Origin of the sequence: Pararhodobacter zhoushanensis (assembly GCF_003990445.1) — a bacterium.
Taxonomy (GTDB): domain Bacteria; phylum Pseudomonadota; class Alphaproteobacteria; order Rhodobacterales; family Rhodobacteraceae; genus Pararhodobacter; species Pararhodobacter zhoushanensis.
This window is the reverse complement of the sequence record NZ_REEZ01000002.1, coordinates 422,936-439,362: the sequence shown is the minus strand read 5'-3', so window position 1 is coordinate 439,362 and position 16,427 is coordinate 422,936. Positions and strand designations below refer to the sequence as shown.

Below are 16,427 nucleotides of genomic sequence, written 5' to 3'. Positions count from 1 at the left end.
ATTGCGATTCATCTGTCAAAACCGAACCTGAATTCAGTTTCTGGTTTCCGCGAAAGGACACAGCATGAGCGTTGCAGATCAAGTCCCGGTCAACTCCGGCTTTCCCGCCAAATCGACCGGCGCCGAGGTGCTGGCCAAGATCGACCTGACCGGCAAGACCGCGATCGTCACCGGCGGCTACAGCGGGATCGGGTTGGAAGCGGTGCGTGCGTTGGCGGCCAAAGGCGCGCGCGTGGTGGTGCCGGTGCGCAGCCCGGCCAAGGCGGCCGAGGCGCTGGCAGGCGTCGACGGTGACGTGGTCAGCGTGCCGATGGATCTGGCCGATCTGCGCTCGGTGCGTGCCTTTGCCGACAGTTTTCTGGCCGAAAACAAGCAATTGAACCTGCTGATCAACAACGCGGGCATCATGGCCTGTCCGCTGGAGCGCGTCGGACCGGGCTGGGAATCGCAGTTCGGCGTCAACCACATGGGCCATTTCGCGCTGGCACAAGCGCTGTTCAGCCTGCTGGAAACCACGCCCGAGGCGCGGGTGGTTGCACTGTCCTCGACCGGGCACAAGATTTCCGACGTGCTGTGGGACGACATCAATTTCGAGACGACCGAGTACAACAAATGGGTCGCCTATGGTCAGGCCAAGACCGCCGACGCGCTCTTCGCCAACGCCCTGTCGCGGCGGCTGAAGCCAAGCGGCGGGCATGCGTTTGCCGTGCATCCGGGCGGCATCTTCACCCCGCTGCAACGCCATCTGCCGCAAGAAGAGATGGTCGCGCTGGGTTGGCTGGGTGAGGACGGGCAGCCGTCCGAACTGGCCAGGGCCGGGTTCAAGACGCCCGAGCAGGGGTGCTCGACAACGCTCTGGGCGGCAACCTCGCCGCTGCTGGTGGGCAAGCCGGGCGTCTATTGCGAGGATTGCGATATCGCGCTGCCGACCGATCCCGACAGCCCGACGGCGCGCTTTGCCGGGGTCAACGCCCACGCGGCCAATGACGAGTCGGCGGAACGGCTGTGGGAGATCAGCACCAAGATGCTGGCTGCTGCCTGAGCCGAGTCCCCAAAGCGCTGAAATCGTACGAGAAGAGCGGGCCGCGGCCCGGGTGTGGCATCCCTGCCGTGCCCGCGCTGCTGTGCCATAGCGACACAGTCCAATGCAGGTGACAGGGGTTTCTCAATCCGCTAAGGAAGGGGAAATCCACGCTTACGGGAGTTCCGACAATGGCGCATGAACACGGCTCGATGGACACCACCTCGCAGGAAAAAACCTTCAACGGTTTCATCCGTGCGTCGATCATCGTTGCAGCATTTTCAATCGGCTGCCTGATTTTCATGGCGCTGGTCAACGCCTGACGCGCCGGGCCGGGCGACCGGCCGACGCGGACACCTCTGTGCGGCGGCGCGCGCCCAGCGGGCGCGCCAGCCCTTCGGTGAAGGACATCTCATGCCCCTGCTGACGCGCCTTGTGGCCCTTGTGGCGCTGGCCTTGCTGGCCGCCTGTACCAAACCCGTCGTCTGGGCGCCCGAAGCCGATGTGATCGCCGCCCGCTATCAGCATGACGGCCCGACCGAGATCGTTGTGTTCAACGTGATCAACAATGAAACCGGGCGCGGCGAGCATTCGGCGATGATGATCAACGCGCCCAGCCAACGGGTTCTGTTTGACCCGGCGGGCACCTGGACGCATCCCGATGCGCCGGAACGCCACGACGTGCATTACGGTTTCGATGAGCGGCAGCTCTATCGCTACACCTATTACCACGCGCGCCGGACGCATCATGTGCTGATCCAGCACCTGCAAGTCCCACCCGAGACCGCCGAATACATCCTGCGGCTGGCCGAGCAGGAAGGCCCGGTGCCCGACGCCTATTGCGCGAAATCCATCGTGCATATCCTCAATCAGGTGCCCGGCTACGAATGGATCCGCTCGGGCTTTCAGCCCAACCGCCTGTCCGAGCAGTTTGGCACTATCGCAGGTGTTGTCGAAGAACGGATCTATTCCGACGCCGAACCGACTGAGCGACAGCAATACACCGAGTAAGATACGAACAAGGGGCCGCGAGGCCCCTTTTTTTCTTATGCGCCGATCAGGGTGAGGGTGGTCAAGACCACCGCGCCGCCGACCATCGCCCAGATTGCGTTCTTGGTCCAAAGCCCCACAACCAAAGTGACGCCGACGGTCGTCAGCAGCACGGGGTCCGGCAGGCCGGTGTCCGGCTGCAGGCGAAAGATCTGCGGGGCCATCAGGCCGGGGATCACCGCCACCGGGGTATAGCGCAGCAGACGCAGGGCCCAGGCGGGCAGGGGGCGGTTGCCGATCAGGCCCAGAAACGACAGGCGCAGCGCGAAGGTGCCCAGCCCCAGCAAGACGATCACCAGCCAGATTGTTCCGTTGGACATGATCATGCGCTGTTCCCCCGTCGGCGTGTGGCCCAGATCTCGACCAGGGCGCCGGTTGCCATCGCTGCCAGCGCGGCCAGCAAAAGGCCCAGATTATACGGCAGCGCGGCCAGCAGCAGCGCGCCCGCGACCGACACAAACGCCGCCGCCACATGCGCCAGCGTGCGCAGCATCGGGCCGATCAGCGCGATGAAAGCGATGGGCACTGCCGCGCTGAGCGGGATGCTGGCGGGGATCTGATTGCCCAGCACCGCACCGGCCAGCGTTGACAGATACCAGACCGGGCAGATCAGCGCGACAGCACCGAAATAATAGGCGATCTTCACCGCCGTGCTGAGTTCGGGCTCTTGCTCGAAGCGCAGGATCGACAGCGCATAGGCTTGGTCGACCATCGAATACGCCACCAGCGCCCGCTGCCAGAAGGGCGCATCGCCCAGATGCGGGGCCAAGGACGCCGAGTACATCGCCATCCGCATGTTCACCGCAATCGCGGTGATCAGCACGATGATCAGCGGTGCCTGGTCGGTCATCAGTTGCAGGGCGGTCAGCTGCGCGGCACCGGCGATGACCACCACCGAAAACGACAGCGCCTGCAGCACGTTGAGGCCGGTTTCCATGGCGACGACACCGAACACCAGACCGAAAGGTCCGACGATCAGCACAAAGGGCCCGCCGTGGCGCATGCCCTGAAAGAAGGCCCCGCGAGGGGTGAGAATTGGCGCTGTGGTCATTGCTTTATCCGAATATGCCGGTGACGCGGCCCAGCAGCATGAACGCGCGGGCCGAGCGGGTCTCGGCGAACTGGGCGATCTCGCCGTCCGAGGCCAGCGCCTCGAACACGGTAAACCGCCGGTCGAAGGCGCGCAGGAAACGGTGCGCGGCATCGCGGAACTCGGGGTCCGAGCGCATCCGGGCCGTGGTCAGCGCCAGACACGAGCGGTCGCGAATGCCGCCCAGCCCCGCCACTTCGGCACCGCGCACCCCCATGGCGAAAGCGCGCCAGACCTCGGGGCGGGCGCGGTCGGGGTGCAGGTCATCCATGAAGATGCCCTCTTCCGACAGGGTGGTCAGCACGTCCTGTGCGGCCCGCACCAGAATCGCCGCGCCATGATCGGCCAGTGCCCGGCGCAGGGCGGCAAAGCCGGCCTCGTCGGTTTCGGTCTCGGGGAAATTCAGGGCGCGGATGAAATCGGCGGGTGGCAGCGGCTCGGGCGCGGGGGCCGGGTTTTCCAGCGCCAGCAGCGGTTGGGTGCCGTCGCTGTCGCCCTCGATCAACAGGCTGCGCGGCAGGCTGCGGCGGGTGGTAAAGCTGACCAGACGGTCCTCGGTCGCCTTTTGCGCCGCCGCGATCTCGTCGAGCTTTTCCTCGACCGTCGGCTTCAGCGACAGGCCTGCCGCCTGCTGTTCGCGAATCCAGCCGCGGCGCATCGCCTCGACCGTGGCGTGCAGCCGCACAGATTCGTCGCGCATGTCACGGGCGGCGCGCAGGACGAGCACGGCCAGCCAGATCAGCGCGATCGGCAGGAACACCGCCAGTGCCAGCACCACCAGCCCCAGCGTGTCGGCAATCTGCATGCCCTGCTGGCCCAGAACACCAAACGCCGCGACCAGCAAGACAAGCCAGGCAAGCGAGAGCACAAAGGCCAGCATCTCGGGCGAGATGCGGGGCTTATGCGCCTTGCGGCTCTTGCGTGCGCGGTGTTTCGAGTCCTCGGGCATACCCGGGGCCGTCAGCGAAAGTCGACGGAGATCACTTCGTAGCTGCGCTCGCCACCCGGCGTGCGGACTTCGACCGAATCGCCCGGCTCTTTCCCGATCAAGGCCCGCGCGAGCGGCGACTTGATGTTGAGCAGGTTGTTCTCGATGTCGGCCTCGGACTCGCCCACGATCTGATAGGTGCGCTCTTCGTCGGTGTCTTCGTCAACGATCTTCACCGTCGCGCCGAATTTGATCGACCCGCTCAGTTTCGAGGTGTCGATGACTTCGGCGCGGCCGAGAAGGCCTTCGACCTCTTTGATCCGGCCTTCGATGAAGCTCTGCTTCTCGCGGGCCGCGTGATACTCGGCATTTTCAGACAAATCGCCATGCTCGCGCGCCTCGGCAATTGCGCGGATCACAGCGGGGCGCTCCACGCTTTTCAGCTGGCGCAGTTCCTCGTCCAGGGCGTCAAAGCCGCGGCGGGTCATGAGGATCTTTTCCATGGGGTCTCACATACAAATGAAAACGCCCACGGCCATAGGCCGGGGCAATTCGGATCAACCCGTGTACCTGACAACATGGGGCCGAGGAATGCAAGCCCCGCCACGACAGCGGGCGGGGCGTGGGCGTTCGCGCGCCGGTTGTCTCAGGAATAGCTGACGACTTCGTATTCCACGCCGTCACTATCGTTGAAATAGAACCGGCGTCCGGGTTCGTAATCGGCGTGGCTATGCGTGGTGAAACCCTGGGCGCGCACCCGCGTTTCGGTGGCGTCGAGGTCGGACACGGTCACGGCGATATGGTTAAGCCCGCCGATCGTGGCATAGCTGCCTGCCGCGTTCGGGGTGGGCGGGGTCTTGGGCTGATAGAGCGCCAGATAGCTGTCGTCGGACCCGACGTGGACCGAGAATCCGTTGTGAATGGACGGTCCCTGCCAGCGGGTGTGCCAGCCAAAGACCGATGCCATCCATGCCGCGGTGGCCAAGGCGTCGGTGACGGTGAGGTTGGTGTGTTCCAGCGTGGTAACCATGCGTGGGTTCCTTGTGATTCGGCTTGCAGGGATCAGCGTAATTGCTAAACTTAACTTTAGGTCAAGCCTTTCAGGAGCCCGCCCATGCCCCCCGAACGCGGCCTCGCGATCGGCGCTTTGGCCGAGCGCACCGGCCTCGCCGTTTCGGCGATCCGCTATTATGAGGCACAGGGCCTCATCACCGCCGACCGCAACGCGGGCGGTCAGCGCAGATTCGCCCGTGCCGCGATCCGGCGGTTGAGCTTTGTGATGATCGCCCAGCAATTCGGCGTCTCGCTGGCCGACATCCGCGCGCTGCTGAGCGAATTGCCGGGAAACCGCACGCCCACCCCCGCCGACTGGGCGCGCATCAGCCTGCGGTTTCGCGCGCAGATTGACCAGCGCATCGCCACGCTGGAGCGGTTGCGCGACGATCTGGACGGCTGCATCGGCTGCGGCTGTCTGAGCTTGCCCAAGTGCCGGCTTTATAACCCCGATGACCGCGCGCATGCCAAAGGCAGCGGCCCGCGCTATCTGATGGGGGATAGTGCGGCCTCGGTGTTGAATTCTGACGTGTAGTCCTGATTGACCGGGGCAGGGTGCGAGGGTATCCACCACGAAACAAAATTGCGCCAAACGGCAGCCAACCCGACGCGAGGAGCCACCATGTCCGATATCGAACGCGAATCCATGGAGTATGATGTCGTCATCGTTGGTGCAGGCCCGGCTGGCCTGTCCGCAGCGATCCGCCTGAAGCAACTGGATGCCGATCTGAGCGTCGTGGTGCTGGAAAAAGGGTCCGAGGTTGGCGCGCATATCCTGTCGGGCGCGGTGCTGGACCCGTCGGGCCTGAACCGCCTGATGCCCGACTGGAAGGAAAAAGGCGCGCCGCTGAACGTGCCGGTCAAGCATGACAATTTCCTGCTGCTGGGTGAGGCGGGCAAGATCCGCATTCCCAACTGGCCGATGCCGCCGCTGATGAACAACCACGGCAACTATATCGTGTCGATGGGCAACGTCTGCCGCTGGATGGCCGAACAGGCCGAGGCTCTGGGCGTCGAGATTTTCCCGGGCATGTCGGCCTCGGCGCTGGTCTATGACGGCGACCGGGTCAAAGGCGTGGTTGCCGGTGAATTCGGCAAGGAAAGCGACGGCTCGATGGGGCCGAACTATGAGCCGGGCATGGAGTTGCACGGCAAATACGTCTTCATCGCCGAGGGTGTGCGCGGTTCGCTGGCCAAGCAACTCATCGCGAAATACGAGCTGAGCAAAGACAAATGCCCGCAGAAATTCGGTCTGGGCATGAAAGAGATCTGGGAGATCGACCCCGACAAGCACCGCGAGGGCACCGTCACCCACACGATGGGCTGGCCGCTGGGCGGCAACGCGGGCGGCGGGTCGTTCATCTATCACTTCGAGAACAATCAGGTGCTGATCGGTTTCGTGGTGCACCTGAACTACGCCAACCCGCATGTCTATCCCTACATGGAATTCCAGCGCTTCAAGCATCACCCGGTGATCGCCGAGCTGCTCAAGGGCGGCAAGCGCGTGGCTTACGGCGCACGCGCGATCTCGGAAGGCGGCTATCAGTCCGTGCCGAAAGTCACCTTCCCCGGCGGCGTGCTGCTGGGTTGCTCGGCCGGTCTGGTCAACGTGCCGCGCATCAAGGGCAACCATAACGCGATGCACTCGGGCATCGAGGCCGCCGAGGCCGCCTATGCCGCGCTGCAGGCCGGGCGTGAGGGCGACGAGCTGACCGCCTATGAAGACACGCTGCGCAGCGGCGTGATCGGCAAGGATCTCAAGAAGGTCCGCAACGTCAAGCCGCTGTGGTCCAAGCTGGGCCTCTTCCCGTCGCTGGCCTTTGGCGGGTTCGACATGTGGACCAACACGCTGGGCTTCTCGGTCTTCGGCACGATGAAGCACAGCAAGAACGACGCCAAGGCAACCGGCGAGTCGGCCAAGTTCAAGCCGATCGACTACCCGCGCCCCGATGGCAAGCTGTCGTTCGACCGGCTGACCAACGTCGCCTTCAGTTTCACCAACCATGAGGAATCGCAGCCCGCGCACCTCAAGCTGACGGACCCGACGATCCCGATCAAGGTGAACCTGCCGATTTACGACGAACCGGCGCAGCGCTATTGCCCGGCGGGGGTGTATGAAGTGGTCGAGAAGGACGGCAAGAAAGAGTTCGTTATCAACTTCCAGAACTGCGTCCACTGCAAGACCTGCGACATCAAGGATCCGTCCGAAAACATCACCTGGACCACGCCGCAGGGCGGGGACGGGCCGAATTACCCGAATATGTGACCGATCTCGCGCGTGCGTGATGCGTCACGCACGCGCGACGGCGCCCTGCGCATTGCCCTTGGGCAACCGGGTCGCTACACCTTGAGGTCTGACAATCCCTCAGCACCGCTGGAGTGACCTTTGCCCTTTCCCCAACAGTTTCGTCCGGCCCTACTGGCCCTGCTGATGTCCACCGCCGCTGTGCTGGCACCGGACTCGGGGCAGGCCCAGAATGCGGCGGGGGCCTTTCTGGCCGCACGTGAAGCGGGGGTGCTGAACGACTTCGCGGGCTCGCTGCCGTATCTTGAGCGGCTGCACGCGGATGACCCGCAGAACGTCAACACACTTGAAGGGCTGGTGGTCAGCGCGCTGTCAGTGGGCGAGCGGGAAATCGCAATCCGCAACGCGCAGGCGCTGAACGTGCTGGATCCGACCAGCCGTTCGGCGGCCATTGTGCTGCTGACCAAGGCTTTCGACGAGCAGGACTACGCGGCCGCGCTGGATATCATCAGCGGCGACACTGTCCGCGTTCACCCGCTGATCGACGGGCTGGCCCGGGCCTGGGCGCATCTGGGCGCGGGCCGCATGTCCGAGGCGCTGGACACGCTGGATCAGGTCGGCGGCATGGACGGCATGCAGGACTTCTCGCTCTACTGCCGCGCCCTGGCGCTGGCCCTTGCCGGTGATGTCGAGGGCGCGGTCGAGATCATCGAAGACCCCGACGCTGGTGTGGCCGCCGCGCTGAACCGGCGCGGCTATATCGCCTATGCCCAGTTGTTGGGACTGACCGAGCGGTTTGACGACGCGATTGCGCTGATTGACTCGGTGTTCCCCGGCGCAAGCGATCCGGCCCTTGTCCACATGCGCGAGTCCTACGCGGCCGGGCAGGCACTGCCGTTCAACGTGATCTCGTCACCGGCGCAGGGGATGGCCGAGGTCTACGGCGTCATGGCCAGCGCGATGCAAAGCTCGGACAACGCGCTCGAGGCACTGCTCTATGCGCAGGCCGCCGTCTGGGTGAACCCGGCGCTGAGCGATGCCCAGCTGATGATCGGTCAGGTCTTTGAGTTCCTCGACCAGCCGCAAGCCGCCGCCGCCGCCTATGACGCGATCCCGGACGGCGATGTGTTCGGTACCGCCGCGCGCATGGGGCGCGCGCAGGTGCTGGAGACTCTGGACCGGCGCGATGAGGCCATTGCCGACCTGACCGCCATGGCACAAGAGAACCCGCAGAGCTTTGCCGCGCAAAGCGTGCTGGGCGATTTCCTGCGCCGCAACGACCAGTTCGCCGAGTCCGCGCAGGCCTATACCCGCGCGATTGATCTGCTGACCGCTGCTGGCGGGCGGCCTGACTGGCAGTTGCTGTTTGCCCGCGCCGTGGCCTATTCGCGCGCCGATGACTGGCCAGCTGCCGAGGCGGACTTCCGCGCGGCGCTGGCGCTTCAACCCGATCAGCCGACCGTGCTGAACTATCTGGGCTATTCGCTGATCGAGCGTGGCGAGAATTATGACGAGGCGCTGGACATGATCGAACGCGCCGTCGCGGGCGATCCGACCAGCGGCTATGTGCTCGACAGCCTCGCCTGGGCGCTGTTCAAACTGGGCCGTTATGACGAGGCGTTGCCGCATATGGAACGCTCGGTCGAGATGGAGCCGACGGATGCCATCCTCAACGACCATCTGGGCGATGTGTACTGGGCGGTCGGCCGTCAGCGCGAGGCACGGTTCCAGTGGCGTCGCGCGATCTCGTTTTTGCCTGCCGAGAACCTGGACGAAGAGCAGCTGCGCCGCAAGCTTGAGGTCGGTCTGGACGTCGTGCGGGCCGAGGCGGGCGAGCCGCCCCTTCACCCGGCCAACTGATGCGCGCGGCGGTTTCACGCCTCGCCCCGGCCAAGATCAACCTCACGCTGCACGTCACCGGCCAGCGTGAGGATGGCTATCATCTGCTGGATTCGCTTGTCGTCTTTGCCGAAGCTGGCGATCTGCTCACCCTGCGCACCGGCCCTGGCCTGTCACTGGACCTGACCGGCCCCTGTGCCGCTGCCCTTGCCCCTGAGCCTGACAATCTGGTCCTGCGCGCCGCGCGTTTGACCGGCGCGCAAGGCGTGGCGTTCACGCTGGATAAGCAGCTCCCTGTGGCCTCGGGCATGGGCGGAGGCTCGTCTGACGCCGCTGCCGCGCTGCATCTGCTGGCCGAGGAGCGCGACCTGCCGCTGCCCGGCACGCAGGCGCTGATGCGGCTGGGGGCGGATATGCCGGTCTGCATGGCCGCGCCAGCACCGATGCGGATGCGGGGCTTGGGCGAGCGGGTTGATCCGGTGGCGGGCATACCCGCGCTGTGGCTCTTGCTGGTCAATCCGGGGCAGGGGCTGTCCACACCGGCGGTCTTCAAGGCCATGACCCTGCGCCAGAACCCAGCGATGCCTGACGCGCTGCCACGCTTCGATGATGCGAAGACGCTCTGCGACTGGCTGGCAGGGATGCGCAACGATCTGCAAGCGCCTGCGATTGCCCTGATGCCGCAGATCAAGGCGTTGCTTGCGGACATCGGCGCTCAGGATGGCTGCCTGCTGGCCCGGATGACTGGCTCGGGCGCGACGTGTTTCGGGATCTTTACCAACGAAGCCGCGATGCGCGCCGCCGCCACGGCGCTGAGCGCGCCGGGCCGCTACATTCTGCCGACCCGCAGCCTGCCGTCGCCGTAAGGACTCAGTTCACCCGTTCGACCACAAAGCCCGCCAGATCGCTCAGCAGCGCCTTGAGCGGGTGGTCGGGCAGCGGGGCCAGCGCCTGACGCGCGCGCTCTGCCCAGTCCAGCGCCGTCTGGCGGGTGCTCTCAAGCGTGCCATGCCGGGACATCAGCGCCATCGCCTGCTCCAGATCACCCGCCTGCTGTTTGCCGCGCCCGATGGTGCGGTCCCAGAAGACGCGCTCATCGGCATCCGAGGCGGCAATCGCGCGGATCACCGGCAGGGTCAGCTTGCGCTCGCGGAAATCGTCGCCAAGGTTCTTGCCCAGCCCATCGCCTGCGCCGCCGTAATCCAGATAGTCATCGACGATCTGAAAGCAGATCCCCAGCGCGTCACCGTAGTCATAAAGCGCCTGCACCTGTGCCTCAGGTGCGCCCGCGATCACCGGCCCGACCTGCGTCGCCGCTGAAAACAGCGCCGCCGTTTTGCCCCGGATCACCGTCATATACGTCGCTTCATCGGTGGCGACGTTCTGCGCGGCGGTCAGCTGCAGCACCTCACCCTCGGCGATCACGGCCGAAGCATTGGACAGGATGGTCAGCGCGCGCAGATTGCCCGGTTCGACCATCAACTGAAACGCCCGCGCGAACAGGTAATCGCCGACCAGCACGCTGGATTGGTTGTCCCACAAAAGGTTGGCCGTCGGACGCCCGCGCCGCTGTTCGCTCTCATCGACCACGTCGTCGTGCAGCAGCGTGGCGGTATGGATGAACTCGACCGTCGCGGCCAGCTTGATATGCGCGTCACCCTCGTATCCACACAGACGTGCCGCAGCCAACGTCATCATCGGGCGGATGCGCTTGCCGCCAGCCTCGATCAGATGCGCCGTGACTTCTGGAATGCGCGGTGCATGGTCCGAAGCCATGCGCTCGCGGATCAGCACGTTCACGCGCTCCATGTCATCGGTCAGAACGCGCGACAGGGCCTCAAGCGGGCTGATTTCGGTGACGCTCATCGGGCATTCGCCTCTGCTTTGACAAGCGCGAAGGCTTGCCGTCTACTGTCTGGATGAAAGAACTGCTACGCACGTCAGACCCGACGGTCATCCCTTTTGCAACGGCCCTTCTCGCGGCGGAAGGTATAGAGACGTTTGCCGTTGACGTCCATATGAGCGCGCTGTCTATCGTGCCGCAGCGGCTGATGGTACGCGACGAAAATCTCTTTTTGGCCAAGGCCATCCTGCGCGACAACGGCGTGGAATTGAATGGATGAACCCCTGACGCGCGATGTCTTCCTGGGCGGGCGCTTGTCTATCTGGCAGCCGCGCGCAGGATACCGCGCCGCAACGGACCCGGTGCTGCTGGCGGCCAGCGTCGGCGCGCGGCCCGGCGACAGCGTGCTTGAACTGGGGTGCGGCGCGGGTGTGGCGCTGCTGGCGCTGGGGCAACGGTTGCCCGGACTGGCGCTGAGCGGGGTCGAGCGGCAAGAGAATTATGCCCAGCTGGCACGGCGCAATGCTCAGGAAAACGGGCTGGACGCGCGGATCGTAACTGCCGATCTGACCGATCTGCCAGCCGATCTGCGCGTCACCTTCGATCATGTGATGGCAAATCCACCGTATTATCGCCCCAGCTCACCGGCGGCGCGGGACGCAGGCCGCGCTGCGGCGTTGCGCGAAGAGACGCCGCTGGCTGACTGGATCGGTTGCGGCTTGCGGCGGCTGAAAAGCGGCGGCACCCTGACGCTGATCCATCTGGCCGAACGCCTGCCCGCGATCCTTGCAGCGCTTGACGGACCCGCAGGATCGATTGCCGTGCGACCGGTTGCTTCACGCGTCGGGCGGCCCGCTGGACGGGTGATTGTGCAGGCGCGTAAAGGCGCGCGCGGTGTCTTCCGGTTGCTGGCACCGCTCACCATGCACGCAGGCGCTGAGCACCTGGAAGACCGCGATGATGCCTCGGATGATGCGCGGGCACTGTTGCGCGATGCGCAGGCACTCGACTGGCGCTGAGTCCGGGAATCGGCTTGTTCCTGCCGGCAAGTCCAAATTGACGCAAATTCGGTCCGGGTTTTGTGTGACAAAACGATGAATCTGTGGTGCACTCTGAGGACGGACACCCGTTACAGGAGGATATCCATGTCGTTGACGTCTCATCTTCAGGAACTGCGCCGTCGCCACCAGACCCTTGCTGATCAGGTCGAGGACGCGCAGCGCGCGCCCGGCGTGGACGATCTTGCAGTCGCCGACATGAAAAAGCAGAAATTGCGCCTCAAGGAGCAGATTACCCGGCTTTCGGCCGAGTAACGCGCGTCCCGGCGCGCGCGGCCAAGGCCGCGCCGCCGGTGATCAGCACCGCCGCGAAGGCCAGCGTGACGCTTCCCGCCGCCATCCCGGCAACGACCAGCACCAAGGTAGACAGCAGCGGCGCCGCGTAAGATGCCGTGCCGAGCAGCTGGATGTCACCGCTCTTGACCCCCACGTCCCACGTATAGAATGCCAGCCCCACCGGGCCCAGACCAAGGCCGAGAACAGCCAGCCACCCCAGCGGGCCAACTGGCCAGGCCGTTGTTTCCAAAGCCAGATGTGCGGCGATGGACAAGAGGGCGGTCATCAGGCAGGTGACGGCTACGGCGGCTGTGGGCACGGATTTCAGCCGCCGAGAACCCAGCGAATAGCCCGCCCATGTCAGCGCGGCCAAAAACGCCACGCCATACCCTGTCAACGCGCCCGAGACGGTGCCAATTCCCCCCGCCACAATCAGCGCCGCGCCTGCAAAGGCAAGCAGCGCCCCGGCGATGTGGCCTGCGCGCAGTGTTTCGCCTGGTAACAGGCCTGAAAACAGCACGATGAACAGCGGCCACAGATAGCAGATCAGCCCGGCCTCGGCGGCGGGGGCCATGCGCAGGGCGGTGAAATACAGAAAATGGTAGCCAAAGAGCCCAAGAGTGCCAAAGGCATAGGCCGACAGCGGCACTGACTTCAACTGCGCCAACCCGCCAGTTGCGATCACCCAGATCAGCCCCACGCCGCCGCCAATGGCAAAGGTCAGCGCGTTCAGCAGAAGCGGGGGAACGGGGGAAGAGGCGACGGTGAACAGCGCCAGCAGCGACCACAGCGCCACGGCTGAAAATCCGATTGCGGTGGCTTTGCTGCGTTCCATGGTGCCGTCCGTTCTGCCCGCTATCCGGGGCAGGGCCCGGCGCCACAGACAACCGCACCCCGGTCAAAAGAACAAGACGATGTTCGGGATTACAGGCGTTGGCCCGCGTGGTGCACGCGCGACCGGGCAGAGAGGCGGCAGAGCGGAAGTGACCGCTCTGCCGCGTTGTTTTTACACGAAGAACTGGCCGCCGTTGGCGCTGATCGTCGAGCCGTTGATGAAAGCGGCGTCATCCGAGACCAGGAAGGCGACGCAGCGCGCGATCTCTTCGGGCTCGCCCAGACGCCCCGTCGGGATGCCCGCGATGATCGACTCGCGCACTTTTTCCGGCACAGCCATCACCATTTCGGTGGCGATGTAACCCGGGCAGATCGCGTTGGCAGTGATGCCGAAACGCGCGCCTTCCTGCGCCAAAGATTTCACGATGCCCAGATCGCCCGCTTTGGTCGCGGCATAGTTCACCTGACCGAACTGGCCTTTCTGACCATTGATCGAGCTGATCACCACCACGCGGCCAAACTTGCGCTCGCGCATCCCCGGCCACAGCGGGTGAACGGTGTTGAAAACACCGGTCAGGTTGGTGTCGATCACCTGTTTCCACTGGTCGGGGGTCATCTTGTGAAACGGGGCGTCGCGGGTGATGCCCGCGTTGGCGACGACCACGTCGACCGGGCCCAGATCGGCCTCGACCTGCGCGATCCCGGCTTTCGACGCCTCATAGTCGGCCACATCCCATTTATAGGTCTTGATGCCGGTGTCGGCGGTGAAGCTTTTCGCCGCTTCGTCATTGCCCGCATAGCTGGCGGCAACCGAATAACCCGCGTTTTTCAGGGCAATCGCAATCGCTGCGCCAATACCGCGCGATCCCCCCGTAACCAATGCAACCCGTCCCATGTCGTCCTCCTCACGATTTCCCTTGAAATTCTGTTACCCAATAGAAAGGGCGGACGCAATATTCTTGCGCCCGCCCATCCGCGTCTTAAGCGAAATTTTGCGGTGTTTACCGCTCAAGGCACATGGCAACGCCCATGCCGCCGCCGATGCACAGCGTGGCCAGACCTTTTTTAGCGCCCCGACGCTGCATTTCAAACAGCAGCGTGTTCAGGATGCGCGCGCCCGAGGCACCGATCGGGTGACCGATGGCGATTGCGCCGCCGTTGACGTTCACCACGTCGGGGTTCCAGCCCATGTCCTTGTTCACGGCGCAGGCCTGCGCGGCGAAGGCTTCGTTCGCCTCGACCAGATCCAGATCGGCGGCGTCCCAGCCGGCTTTGGCCAGCGCCTTGCGCGAGGCATGGATCGGGCCGACGCCCATGATCGACGGGTCGACACCAGCGGTGGCGTAGGACGCGATGCGGGCCAGCGGGGTCAGGCCGCGCTTTTCGGCTTCCTCGGCGCTCATCACCATCACGGCGGCAGCACCGTCGTTCAGGCCCGAGGCGTTGGCCGCGGTGACCGAGCCGTCCTTGGTGAAGGCCGGGCGCAGTTTTTGCATGGCCTCGATGGTGGCGCCGTGGCGGATGTATTCGTCGGCATCCATGCTGGTCTCGCCCTTGCGGGTCTTGATCAGGAAGGGGACGATCTCGTCGACGAATTTACCGGCTTTCTGCGCGGCCTCAGCCTTGTTCTGGCTGGCGACGGCGAAGATGTCCTGCTGTTCGCGGCTGATCTGCCACTGTTCGGCGACGTTCTCAGCGGTCTGGCCCATGTGGTAGCCGTTGAAAGCGTCCCACAGACCGTCCTTGATCATCGAGTCGATGAACTTGAAATCGCCCATCTTGTGGCCCGCGCGCAGGTTCGCGACATGGGGCGACATGGACATGTTTTCCTGACCACCGGCGATGACGATGGACGCATCACCAAGCTGGACATGTTGCGCGGCCAGCGCGACGGCGCGCAGACCCGAACCGCAGACCTGGTTGATGCCCCAGGCGGCGGCTTCGATGGGCAGGCCCGCCATGATGGCAGCCTGACGGGCGGGGTTCTGGCCCTGACCGGCGGTCAGCACCTGACCCAGGATGGTTTCCGAGACCTCGGCCTTGTCGATACCGGCGCGGGCAACGACCGCCTCAATCACCGCGGCGCCGAGTTCATGGGCCGGCGTATTGGCAAAGCTGCCATTGAATGAGCCCACGGCAGTGCGTGCAGCGGATACGATCACGACGTTGGTCATTGGGGATCCTCTCGCGTTGGGCGTGGCCAACGGGGCCCCGCAACTGGGCGAAGGTTTACGCCTGCCCCCTATTCAAATCAATGCCGCAGTGCGGAAATGAGAGGCAAGCCGCCATATTTTGCGACGTTAGCGACACCGGGTAGCGCAACCGACAGCGGATCATCCCTGTTTCGCCAGACGCGATGTGAGCCACGGTGCCTCGGTCGTGGGGACGCCGTAAAAATAGCCCTGAAGGCAGTCGAAGCCAATATCGACCAGATATCGCGCGTCCTCTTCGGTTTCGACCGATTCGGCGACGGTGAACATGTCGAAGTGGCGGGCAATCGACACCAGCGCCTGCGCCAGCACCTGATTGTCAGGGTCATGGGCAATCCCGCGGATGAACTGGCCGTCGATCTTGATGATGTCGAAATAGAAGTCCTTCAGGTAGCGGAACGCCGTATAGCCCGCGCCGAAATCATCGAGCGCAAAGCAGATGCCGCGCGCCTGCATGTCGGACATGAAAACCGTCACCAGATCCGGCATCAGCATGGCCGAGCTTTCCGTGATCTCCAGTATCAACCGCTCGGCCACATCGGGTGCGGCCCTGAGCCCCCGCTCCAGCACCGCCAGCCATTGCGCATAGCCGATAGAGCGGGCGGACATGTTTACGCTGAGGCGGATCGACGGTTCCTGCGCCAGCGCCGCCAGCGCCATTTCCAGCGCAAGGCAGTCGATGCGGCGACCCAGTTCATGCGTTTCAACCGCGCCGACAAAATCGCGCGCGGGGATGACCCGACCCTGCTCATCCAGAATGCGGATGAACGCCTCATAGAAGGCGGCGCGGTTGGTCATGCGCGCCTGCACCACGGGCTGAAAGGCCAGCCGCCCGCGCCGCTCATCCAGCGCGCGGCGCACCATGGTGATGGTCTCTTCCCGCCTGAGCCGGTCGGCAACGGAAAGCGGGCTTTCCATGCCGTCGACGGGCAGGTCTGTGGGCGGTCTGAGGGTCATTGCGCGCGTCCTTGCTCCAACAG

At 64.7% G+C, this 16,427-nt stretch carries 20 protein-coding genes; 10 read left to right on the top strand and 10 right to left on the bottom strand.

Annotated features, from left to right (window positions below; translation table 11 throughout):
• The first annotated feature begins 64 nt into the window (after positions 1-64).
• The 3 genes from EAE28_RS06830 to EAE28_RS06820 all read left to right on the top strand — a co-directional run bounded on the left by EAE28_RS06830 (position 65) and on the right by EAE28_RS06820 (position 2,032).
• Positions 65-1,042, top strand: coding sequence for an oxidoreductase (locus EAE28_RS06830; RefSeq protein WP_127105081.1), 978 nt, complete (start codon positions 65-67; stop codon positions 1,040-1,042).
• A gap of 170 nt (positions 1,043-1,212) precedes the next feature.
• On the top strand, positions 1,213-1,344 hold the full coding sequence (locus tag EAE28_RS06825; protein WP_127105080.1) for an aa3-type cytochrome c oxidase subunit IV: 132 nt from the start codon (positions 1,213-1,215) through the stop codon (positions 1,342-1,344).
• A gap of 91 nt (positions 1,345-1,435) precedes the next feature.
• Complete coding sequence (locus tag EAE28_RS06820) at positions 1,436-2,032, top strand: hypothetical protein (protein WP_127105079.1); 597 nt, start codon at positions 1,436-1,438, stop codon at positions 2,030-2,032.
• Between the two features lie 35 nt (positions 2,033-2,067).
• Here the strand turns inward: EAE28_RS06820 and EAE28_RS06815 are convergent, their stop codons facing one another.
• The 5 genes from EAE28_RS06815 to EAE28_RS06795 form a co-directional block, all read right to left on the bottom strand.
• Complete coding sequence (locus EAE28_RS06815; protein ID WP_425466762.1) at positions 2,068-2,397, bottom strand: AzlD domain-containing protein; 330 nt, start codon at positions 2,395-2,397, stop codon at positions 2,068-2,070.
• Complete coding sequence (locus EAE28_RS06810) at positions 2,394-3,122, bottom strand: AzlC family ABC transporter permease (RefSeq protein ID WP_127105077.1); 729 nt, start codon at positions 3,120-3,122, stop codon at positions 2,394-2,396. Before EAE28_RS06810 ends, EAE28_RS06815 begins: the two co-directional genes overlap by 4 nt.
• A gap of 4 nt (positions 3,123-3,126) precedes the next feature.
• Positions 3,127-4,110 (bottom strand): hypothetical protein, encoded by a 984-nt coding sequence (locus EAE28_RS06805; RefSeq protein WP_127105076.1) that lies wholly within the window; start codon positions 4,108-4,110, stop codon positions 3,127-3,129.
• An 11-nt stretch (positions 4,111-4,121) separates the two neighbouring features.
• Positions 4,122-4,592, bottom strand: coding sequence for a transcription elongation factor GreA (greA, locus tag EAE28_RS06800; RefSeq protein ID WP_127105075.1), 471 nt, complete (start codon positions 4,590-4,592; stop codon positions 4,122-4,124).
• A gap of 143 nt (positions 4,593-4,735) precedes the next feature.
• Positions 4,736-5,119, bottom strand: a complete 384-nt coding sequence (locus EAE28_RS06795) for a VOC family protein (protein ID WP_127105074.1) — start codon at positions 5,117-5,119, stop codon at positions 4,736-4,738.
• Positions 5,120-5,203: 84 nt separating this feature from the next.
• On the opposite strand from EAE28_RS06795, the gene soxR reads away from it, so the two are divergent.
• The 4 genes from soxR (at position 5,204) to EAE28_RS06775 (ending at position 10,092) form a co-directional block, all read left to right on the top strand.
• Entirely contained in the window at positions 5,204-5,677 is a 474-nt protein-coding gene (gene soxR / locus EAE28_RS06790) for a redox-sensitive transcriptional activator SoxR (protein ID WP_127105073.1), read from the top strand.
• Between the two features lie 87 nt (positions 5,678-5,764).
• A complete protein-coding gene (locus EAE28_RS06785; protein ID WP_127105072.1) occupies positions 5,765-7,408 on the top strand; it encodes an electron transfer flavoprotein-ubiquinone oxidoreductase in 1,644 nt (547 codons plus the stop codon).
• A 120-nt stretch (positions 7,409-7,528) separates the two neighbouring features.
• Positions 7,529-9,247, top strand: coding sequence for a tetratricopeptide repeat protein (locus EAE28_RS06780; protein ID WP_127105071.1), 1,719 nt, complete (start codon positions 7,529-7,531; stop codon positions 9,245-9,247).
• The gene (locus tag EAE28_RS06775) at positions 9,247-10,092 is read left to right on the top strand and encodes a 4-(cytidine 5'-diphospho)-2-C-methyl-D-erythritol kinase (RefSeq protein ID WP_127105070.1); all 846 of its coding nucleotides are present in this window, start codon (positions 9,247-9,249) and stop codon (positions 10,090-10,092) included. The genes EAE28_RS06780 and EAE28_RS06775 overlap by 1 nt, the downstream gene beginning before the upstream one ends.
• 4 nt (positions 10,093-10,096) lie before the next feature.
• On the opposite strand, the gene EAE28_RS06770 is transcribed toward EAE28_RS06775, so the two are convergent.
• Entirely contained in the window at positions 10,097-11,092 is a 996-nt protein-coding gene (locus tag EAE28_RS06770; protein WP_127105069.1) for a polyprenyl synthetase family protein, read from the bottom strand.
• Between the two features lie 53 nt (positions 11,093-11,145).
• On the opposite strand from EAE28_RS06770, the gene EAE28_RS06765 reads away from it, so the two are divergent.
• The 3 genes from EAE28_RS06765 to EAE28_RS06755 all read left to right on the top strand — a co-directional run bounded on the left by EAE28_RS06765 (position 11,146) and on the right by EAE28_RS06755 (position 12,382).
• Positions 11,146-11,349: a putative signal transducing protein gene (locus EAE28_RS06765; protein ID WP_127105068.1), complete on the top strand. Its 204-nt coding sequence runs from the start codon at positions 11,146-11,148 to the stop codon at positions 11,347-11,349.
• Positions 11,342-12,088, top strand: coding sequence for a tRNA1(Val) (adenine(37)-N6)-methyltransferase (locus EAE28_RS06760; protein ID WP_127105067.1), 747 nt, complete (start codon positions 11,342-11,344; stop codon positions 12,086-12,088). The genes EAE28_RS06765 and EAE28_RS06760 overlap by 8 nt, the downstream gene beginning before the upstream one ends.
• A 126-nt stretch (positions 12,089-12,214) precedes the next feature.
• The gene (locus tag EAE28_RS06755; protein WP_127105066.1) at positions 12,215-12,382 is read left to right on the top strand and encodes a YdcH family protein; all 168 of its coding nucleotides are present in this window, start codon (positions 12,215-12,217) and stop codon (positions 12,380-12,382) included.
• On the opposite strand, the gene yddG is transcribed toward EAE28_RS06755, so the two are convergent.
• The 4 genes from yddG to EAE28_RS06735 form a co-directional block, all read right to left on the bottom strand.
• Entirely contained in the window at positions 12,360-13,238 is an 879-nt protein-coding gene (yddG, locus tag EAE28_RS06750) for an aromatic amino acid exporter YddG (protein WP_127105065.1), read from the bottom strand. The two genes, EAE28_RS06755 and yddG, sit on opposite strands and share 23 nt — an antisense overlap.
• 171 nt (positions 13,239-13,409) lie before the next feature.
• The gene (gene phbB, locus EAE28_RS06745) at positions 13,410-14,132 is read right to left on the bottom strand and encodes an acetoacetyl-CoA reductase (protein ID WP_127105064.1); all 723 of its coding nucleotides are present in this window, start codon (positions 14,130-14,132) and stop codon (positions 13,410-13,412) included.
• 106 nt (positions 14,133-14,238) lie between these two features.
• Positions 14,239-15,411 (bottom strand): acetyl-CoA C-acetyltransferase, encoded by a 1,173-nt coding sequence (locus tag EAE28_RS06740; RefSeq protein ID WP_127105063.1) that lies wholly within the window; start codon positions 15,409-15,411, stop codon positions 14,239-14,241.
• Positions 15,412-15,570: 159 nt separating this feature from the next.
• A complete protein-coding gene (locus EAE28_RS06735; protein WP_127105062.1) occupies positions 15,571-16,404 on the bottom strand; it encodes an EAL domain-containing protein in 834 nt (277 codons plus the stop codon).
• Positions 16,405-16,427: the final 23 nt, after the last annotated feature.